This window comes from Kordia sp., from assembly GCF_045105435.1.
In the GTDB taxonomy this organism is placed as follows: Bacteria; Bacteroidota; Bacteroidia; order Flavobacteriales; family Flavobacteriaceae; genus Kordia.
The window spans coordinates 20,465-29,077 of record NZ_JBGCDL010000018.1 but is presented as its reverse complement, the minus strand read 5'-3'; the positions used below and the strand labels follow the sequence as shown (position 1 = coordinate 29,077).

Annotated in this window: 5 protein-coding genes; 2 read left to right on the top strand and 3 right to left on the bottom strand. The window is 34.5% G+C overall.

Features of this window, described 5'->3' with window-relative positions; all coding sequences use genetic code 11:
* Together AB8B65_RS00775 and AB8B65_RS00770 are read right to left on the bottom strand one after the other, a co-directional pair.
* Positions 1-215, bottom strand: a 215-nt coding sequence (locus tag AB8B65_RS00775) for a thiol-disulfide oxidoreductase DCC family protein (protein WP_405298884.1), incomplete at its 3' end; no start/stop codon positions are given.
* A 430-nt stretch (positions 216-645) separates the two neighbouring features.
* Complete coding sequence (locus AB8B65_RS00770) at positions 646-1,893, bottom strand: mechanosensitive ion channel family protein (RefSeq protein WP_405298883.1); 1,248 nt, start codon at positions 1,891-1,893, stop codon at positions 646-648.
* 154 nt (positions 1,894-2,047) lie between these two features.
* Here AB8B65_RS00770 and AB8B65_RS00765 point away from each other — a divergent pair, with 154 nt between their 5' ends.
* Positions 2,048-4,849, top strand: a complete 2,802-nt coding sequence (locus AB8B65_RS00765; protein WP_405298882.1) for a triple tyrosine motif-containing protein — start codon at positions 2,048-2,050, stop codon at positions 4,847-4,849.
* 86 nt (positions 4,850-4,935) lie between these two features.
* Here the strand turns inward: AB8B65_RS00765 and AB8B65_RS00760 are convergent, their stop codons facing one another.
* A complete protein-coding gene (locus AB8B65_RS00760; RefSeq protein ID WP_405298881.1) occupies positions 4,936-5,103 on the bottom strand; it encodes a hypothetical protein in 168 nt (55 codons plus the stop codon).
* A 376-nt stretch (positions 5,104-5,479) separates the two neighbouring features.
* Here AB8B65_RS00760 and AB8B65_RS00755 point away from each other — a divergent pair, with 376 nt between their 5' ends.
* Positions 5,480-8,611 (top strand): SusC/RagA family TonB-linked outer membrane protein, encoded by a 3,132-nt coding sequence (locus AB8B65_RS00755; protein WP_405298880.1) that lies wholly within the window; start codon positions 5,480-5,482, stop codon positions 8,609-8,611.
* Positions 8,612-8,613: the final 2 nt, after the last annotated feature.

Below are 8,613 nucleotides of genomic sequence, written 5' to 3'. Positions count from 1 at the left end.
GCTTTTCCAGGTTCAAACAGAATTACAGAATCTAATTTAGCAGGATCAAGTTGCAAATGTTCCTGAATCGCAATACCAACTTCCGATTGCAAAGACGCAAAACGAAACACATCTTTTGTATCATGCGCAATGATTTTATCGACAAAGCCGTTGCATAAATTGCAAACTCCATCAAACAATACAATTTTCTTATCTTTTGGTAACGATTCAATCATTTTTTGCTGTTTCAAACAGTGTTGCAAAGATACGACAATGAAATTATAAATGTAAAATGCTAAATGTTGAATTTTAAATTTAAAAGTAGTTTCAAAAATGAATTCTGCTATTATTTAGACAGATTACTTCGTCATGCTTCCTCGTAATGACGTTTCTAATAGTACTGAAATATTAGTATTGAGTATTGAGTTTTGAGTAGTTTCAAAGAATATTCAAATAAATAATTCAGGCATTAGTTTTTGGGTATTAGGGATTAGTAGTGTTCAGAGGTAATTTTGTGGTTCTAAATAAAACAAATCAACAACTAATGAAGTTTAAGAGTTTATCCTATGAAATACCCAATAAAGTATACATCTTGACCAGCAACCAACAACTGACAACTGACAACGGAGCAAAGCGACCAACCAACAACCGAGCAAAGCGACAAATCTAAGAGCCTTGCGATTCCACACTCAACTCATACAATTCCAAGTTAAAATATGGAAGTGCCGCCAATAAATGATCAAAAATATCGCCCATAATGTATTCGTAGTTTTTCCAGACTTTATCTGTGCTAAACGCGTAAATTTCTAACGGAATTCCCTGTGGAGTTTGCGCCAACTGACGACTCATAATAGTCATGTCTTTATTAATGGCAGGATGCGTATGCAAGTACAATTCTACATATTTCCGAAACACACCAATATTGGTCATATTTCGCCCGTTAATCAACAAGGATTTATCAATATTTTGATCCGAATTGAACTTTTCGATATCGTTTTTACGCTTCTCTAAATACTCAGTTACCAATTGTATTTTCTGAAACTCTTGTACTTCTTCATTCGATACATAATGAATACTTTGCGCTTTAATAATAATGGCGCGTTTAATACGCCTTCCGCCAGATTCGTCCATTCCGCGCCAGTTTTTAAACGAATCCGAAATCAACGCGTAGGTTGGAATCGTTGTAATCGTTTTATCAAAATTCTGCACTTTTACGGTAGCCAAATTAATTTCTACTACATCACCATCGGCGCCGTATTTTTCAATCGTAATCCAATCGCCAATACGAACCATATCGTTTACAGCTACTTGAATACTTGCAACAAAACCAAGAATAGTATCTTTAAAAATCAATAGAATTACCGCAGACAAAGCTCCTAAAGTCGTTACAAACGCAAGAATAGATTTTCCCGTAAGGATAGAAAAACTCAAAATAATTCCGACCGACCACACAAAAATCATAAAAACCTGAATATAACTGTCAATCGGTTTGTCTTTAAACGCATTCAAGGTTTTTAAGAAATCGCGCAATGAATTTAAAATACTACGAATCACCTTAATTACCAATATCACTATAAAAACATCAATCGCAATTAAAAAACTACTTTGAAAATTGGGGAAATCTTGAAATAAATAAGGAATCGTTTGTTCAATAAGCAACACAGGAATCACATGCGCTATATTTTGCGGTGTCTTATTCTGAATCAGAAAATCATCAAAATTGCTCTTTGTTTTTGGAGCCAAACGATGTGCCAAAGCAACCAACAAACGTCGCATAATATAATCTAAAATAAAAGCAAGCAAACCAACAACTATAATACCTGCAATTAGGTTGAGATAAATAGCGGTGTTCTCATTAAATTCTTTCTCAATCAAAAAATCATATACAATACGAAATAATTCTTGTGTATTCATGGAAGCTAATTTTGCACAAAGGTAAAATTTCCATGTCACAACATCGAAAAATTCTATGATTTCAACACATAATATACATATTCATTAAAATTAATTAGGACGAAAGTCAAAAAATAGCCTTATTTTTACAATACAACCCAAACCAAATTAATTTTTGCGAACCCTAATAAAAGTATTCTTTGTAATGTATCTAAGCATTTCTGCCGCACAGGAATTGCCTCCGATTATAAATTATACACCTAAAATATATAAAGCGGACAACCAAAATTGGATGATTTCTCAATCGGACGATGCGTCTATTTATGTAGCAAACAATCAAGGATTATTAGAATTCAATGGCGCGCAATGGAAACTGTACAAATCGCCAAACGAAACCATTATGCGTTCGGTAAAAGTTATTGGCGATCGTGTCTACACAGGTTGTTACATGAACTTCGGCTATTGGAAACGCAACGACGCAGGAACTTTAAAATATACCTCTTTAAGCGATCAGTTAAAGGTGGAAATGGAAGAAGATGAACAGTTTTGGCAGATCATTGAATCGGATACTTGGGTGCTTTTTCAGTCGTTGGATAGAATCTATATTTACCACACCACGGACAATTCAATAAAAATCATTAGTGCCGATAACATCATTACAAAACTCTATAAAATTCAAGACGAATTGTTCTTTCAAGTACTTGATGAAGGTTTGTATAGCATTGAAAACGGACAAAAAAAGTTAGTGAGTGACAATGCAATTTTACGAAAGAGTAGGATTGTGGGACTCTTTCCGAAAGGAAATCAAAAAATAATTATCACACGAGATGCGGGCTGGTTTACCTTTGATGAAGAAGGATTGACAGCGATGCAACTTCCATATCAAGCCAAATACAATCAAAAAAGTATCTATACAAGCATTCAACTATCTGATGGTAGTTATGTATTAGGTACCATTGCCAAAGGAATTTATCATATTGCTGCAGATGGTAAATTGCGCTACCGAATTAACAAAGCAAGAGGTTTGGGCGATAATACGGCACTATCACTCTTTGAAGATATTGATGGAAATGTATGGACAGGTTTAGACAATGGAATTAATTGCATAAATACCAAAGAACCGTTTAAATATTTTGCCGATCAAACGGGACGCATCGGAACTATTTATGCGTCTGTAATTCACAATGATTACATTTATTTAGGAACAAATCAAGGTTTATTCTACAAAACTGCCAACAAAAGAGAAGATTTTCAATTTATTGAAGGTACAAAAGGACAAGTTTGGTGTTTACGCGTCATTGCAAACGAATTGTTTTGCGGACATGATTCAGGAACATTTGTTATAAAAGATGGTACACAACAACCAATTGCCGATGTGCATGGAACTTGGGACATTAAAACCATTCCTGGAAATGAAAACCAAGTTATTCAAGGAAATTACGATGGTTTATATGTGCTAAGCAAACAGAATGATACATGGAAATTAGACTATAAACTGAAAGGATTTGACATTTCATCAAAACATTTTGAATGGGTAACACCGACCAAAATCTTGATGAACCACGAATATAAAGGTGTATATGAGCTTACGCTAGATGAAAATCACAGCGAAGTAACGAAATTTACTAAAAATGGAACCATTGAAAAAAGCGCCAACACTAGTTTGGTTCGGTTTGATGGAAACATTTACCAAGCTAATAAAAACGGTATTTATAGGTTTGAAGAGGATTCAGATAGTTTTCAGAAAGATTCCATACTAAGTTCCATTTTTGAAAATGATTATTACACTTCGGGAAGACTTATTGTAGACAATGTTGGCTATTTGTGGGCGTTTACGAATAATTACATCAACTATGTAACGAAAGAAAAGTTGAACGGCGATTTTAAAGTACAACGCATTGCCATTCCACAATCGTTGCGTAACGAAATGAAAGGCTATGAAAACATTTCGCATCTCAAAGGTAAAAAATATCTCTTAGGAACTTCAAATGGCTACATTACAATCGATTTATCTGAAATACATGATAGCTCGTACGAAATTAAAATAAACAGTGTAACAAATGCTTCACTAATTGGCGAAATACATGAAATAGCTTTACATACAGAAGATCAAGAATTTAATGCTGACGAAAACTACATGTCTTTTATGTACAGTATTCCTGCATACAACAAATATGAAGTTGCCGAATATTCGTATCAATTAGAAGGTTTATATACAGAATGGAGTGAGTGGAGTACACGTTCAGACATTTCTTTTGAAAACTTACCACACGGAAGCTACAAATTTAAAGCGCGTGCGCGTATCAACAATCAAATCACAGCAAATACTGCGGAATACGAATTTACAATTAACAGGCCTTGGTATTTATCAAATGTAGCCATAGCAATTTATGTACTATTCACAATATTACTTTTTACGGCAATCAATAGTTTCTACAAAAGATATTACAAAAAGCAGCGTGAACGCTTATTAGAACGGAAAACACGTGAATTGGCTGTGAAAGAACTGGAAGCGCAAAAAGAAATCATTCAATTAAGAAATACACAACTAAACAGTGATATTGACTCTAAAAATCGTGAACTGGCAATTGCTACGATGAACATGATTAAAAAGAATGAAACGCTAAACAGTATCAAACATGAGCTACAAAAGCAAAAAACGGAAACACAAGATGTAAAGCCAGTAATTCGTTTAATTGATAAAAACATAAACAATGCAGAAGACTGGAAGTTCTTTGAAGAAGCGTTTAATCATGCCGATAAGGATTTCTTTAAAAAGGTAAAAGAATTACATCCGCAGTTAACGGCAAACGATTTGCGTTTATGTGCATATTTACGATTAAATCTATCTTCAAAAGAAATAGCGCCACTACTCAACATATCTGTACGTAGTGTAGAAATAAAGCGCTATCGTTTACGTAAAAAAATTAGTCTTGCACGTGAAATCAATCTCAATGATTATTTCTTAAATCTCTAATTTCATTCTAAAATAGCAACAAAAAAATAAGCTACAATACATTGCTGCAGTGTAGCTTACTAAACAAAATTTTCTTAAAATTAAAATTAGCAACCAATACTAGGTGGACAATCTGGTTGTGTCGTATAACCACCGCAACCTTGTTGACCTGAAGCTTCAAGAGGAGCTCTTAATCCTCCAGCAATAACTGGCAATTCATTTAATTTTAAAATAGATCTCTTGTTTAAATTTAATCTCTTTACTGATTTTTTCATGGTTTAAAGTTTTTAAATTAATAATACATTAAAATTAACGAAAATAGTTTCGAATATCGAAAATACGACCGATACACGACTACAGCAAACCACAAAAGACCTCAACATTTCAAAAAAACACTACAACATTACCACAACAACAACGTTGTAGTGGTCTTTTTTTAGCAAAACTGCATACTTTTTTTCAATAATAGTATTGTTGTCAATAACACAGAAACAAAGGGGTTAAAATGATAATTATTCAAAAAAAACGCCAAAAAACTAACATGTATATTTTTTGTATAGGTGTTTTTTAAGGATTCGTTAACAATAGTGAATACATTGTGGTCAACAAAAAAACAACTATATGAACCGTTATGTAATCATACTTGTATTCATGCTCACCTCGATATGGAGTTATGGACAAGATTTTGAGATAAAAGGTACAGTAATGGAAGATGGGAGTCAAATGCCACTACCTGGAGTATCCGTTTTTCTCAAAAACACCACAAAAGGAACTTCTACTGATTTCGATGGAAATTTCAGTCTAAAAAATGTTCCAAATGGAAGTACACTAGTATTTTCTTCCGTTGGATATGCAACTCAAGAAGTTGTCATTACTTCAAAAAATGCACTAACCATTCTTATGAAAGAAGATGCAGAAGCATTAGAATCTGTAGTCGTAATTGGATATGGTTCACAAAAGAAAGAACTAGTTTCAGGAGCATTTACAACTGTTGAAGCAGCACAAATTGTAGAACGAAATCCTGTACGTGTAGAAGAAGCGCTTCAAGGTTCGGCTGCCGGTGTGCAAGTAAATGCAACTTCTGGTTCGCCTGGAGCAGCATTAAGTATTCGTATACGTGGTACAACTACAAATGGAAACAACGATCCATTAATTATTGTAGATGGTATTAATGTGGGGAACGACTTAAGTGTTATTGACCCAAATGATATTGAGCAACTTGACGTCATTAAGGATGCGAGTTCTGCTATATATGGTGTGCAAGCATCAAATGGTGTTATTTTGATTACAACTAAAAGTGGTCGTAAAAACTCGGCAACACGATATTCATACAACGCATTCTACTCTGTACAAGAAACTTCTAATACATTAGATTTAATGAATGCTTCTGAATATGCGGCTTATGTGAACGAAACAGAAATAGCAGACGGAAATGCATTGCCATTTCCAGATCTTTCTTCGTTTGGAGAAGGAACTGATTGGCAAGATGAATTATTTGTGTCAGCACCATTATTCAGTCACAGTTTAAGCGCATCTGGTGGTTCTGAAAACATAACTTACGGAATTAGTGGAAGTTACTTAGGACAAGACGGTATCATTGCTAGTGAAAAATCGAACTTTACACGTTGGACATTAAAAAGTAATTTAGGAATCAATCTTTCAGAAAAATTACAATTAAACACCTTACTATTATATACAAACAGAAAAACAAGAGGAATTCCAGAAGGCGGAAGAGGTTCTATTCTATATTACGGAGCCAATGCTTCACCTTTAACACCAATACTTGATGGAACAGATGGAACTGGACCTTCAAGAGGTTTTTCATTCATAGGACAAGAACAAGGAATTGAAATTATCAACCCATTTGCGGTAATCAATAATACATTTAACGAATCAAAAACGAATCGTTTTACAGGAAAAATAGAGTTGGTATACGATGTTATCAAAGACATGAAAGTAACTTCTCGTTTCAACTTTAACTATGCAGATGTAATTTCGCGTTCATTCAATCCATTACAATACTACGGACCAAACAAAGTACAAAACAATGTACAAGTAGCTGGCAACCAATTTGTATTAGATACCAATGACGATGGCGATAGAGATGTATACAGTACGGTAAGTGAAAATACACAGAACTTTTTCGATTATACTTGGGAAACGTTCATCAACTACGAAAAATCTTTCGGAGATCACAACTTTAGTGGTTTATTAGGTACATCATTGCAAAGTTTACAATACGATGGAATTTTTGCAACAGGTTTCTTAGTAAACGGACCAGAAACATGGAACAATGCGTATTTATTTAACACACAATCGTTTATCATTGATGATGACGACACGCCAAACGGTGATCCACAAGACATTCAGCAAACACTAAACCCTGCAACAGGCGTTAACGAAGATCGTTTGTATTCTATATTTGGTAGAGTTCAGTACGACTATCAAGGAAAATACTTATTCTCAGCGATGATGCGTCGTGATGCTTCTACGCGTTTTGGTCCGGACAATCGATTTGGATATTTCCCTTCCTTTTCAGGAGGTTGGATACTTTCCAAAGAAGATTTCTTCAAATCAGAACTTATCAACAGCTTAAAAGTGAGAGGAAGTTGGGGAATTACAGGTAATGACCGTATTGGTAGTTACCGTTGGTTAGGTTTCTTGCAAGGAGCCAATGCAGAAGCTAGTTATCCATTTGGAGATGTTTTATCTTTTGGAAACGCTATTGGAGCACTTAAAAACACAGAGTTACAATGGGAAACGACTGCACAAACAAACATCGGTTTTGATATCAGCCTTTTAGATCGTAAATTAGATATCACTGTTGATTATTATAAAAAACGTACTGAAGACTTATTACTAGTACCTGAAGTATCAGCATTACTAGGAACAAGTGCAGGAGGAAGTTCAGCGCCAGTAGTAAATGCAGGAATTGTAGAAAACCAAGGTTTAGATTTAAGCATTAACTTTTCGCACGATTTCTCAGAGGACCTTAGTATTTCTGTTGGATACAACTTAACAAGTATCGACAACAAAGCAATTGAAGTTAACAATGCAGCAGGGTTTTTACCAGGCGGATTATTTGACTTAAACCAAACGACATCACGTTTTCAGTCAGGATTGCCAATTGGAGCATTTTGGGGATTAAAAACAGATGGTATTTTTCAAAATCAGGCAGAAATTGATGCACACGCCATTCAGCCAGATGCACAGCCAGGAGACATTCGTTATGTGGATTTAGATGGAGATGGTGTCATTGAATTTGGAAGTCAAGACGATCAAACCATGATTGGGAAGCCAATTCCAGACATAACAATGGGATTAAACCTTAATGTAAACTATAAGCAATTTGATTTTGGAACGTCTTTATATGCTTCTATCGGAAATGACATTGCAAGAAGTTACGAGCGTTTTTTAACTTACAGCAACAAACCAACATTATATTTAGATCGTTGGACAGGAGAAGGAACTTCAAACTTTGTTCCTAGAGCTTCCACAAACGCATCTAACAATCGTTTATTTTCAGATTTCTATGTAGAAGATGGTTCTTATTTACGTATTCAAAACATTCAAATTGGATACTCTTTACCAAATTCAGTCTTAGAAAAAATTCACTTGGATAGATTCAGATTGTACTTTGCTGTAAATAACTTGTATACGTTTACAAATTATAGCGGATTTAATCCAGATGTATCAAACTCAAATCCAACAGGAGCAGGAGTCGATTTAGGACAATATCCTTTAGCTAGAACATTTACAACAGGAATTAATGTATCATTCTAAAC

Bases quoted from the DNA above. Each gene is read 5' to 3' on its own strand.
- AB8B65_RS00755 (WP_405298880.1), top strand. From the start codon at position 5,480: ATGCTCACCTCGATATGGAGTTATGGACAAGATTTTGAGATAAAAGGT.
- AB8B65_RS00770 (WP_405298883.1), bottom strand. From the start codon at position 1,893: ATGAATACACAAGAATTATTTCGTATTGTATATGATTTTTTGATTGAG.
- AB8B65_RS00760 (WP_405298881.1), bottom strand. From the start codon at position 5,103: ATGAAAAAATCAGTAAAGAGATTAAATTTAAACAAGAGATCTATTTTA.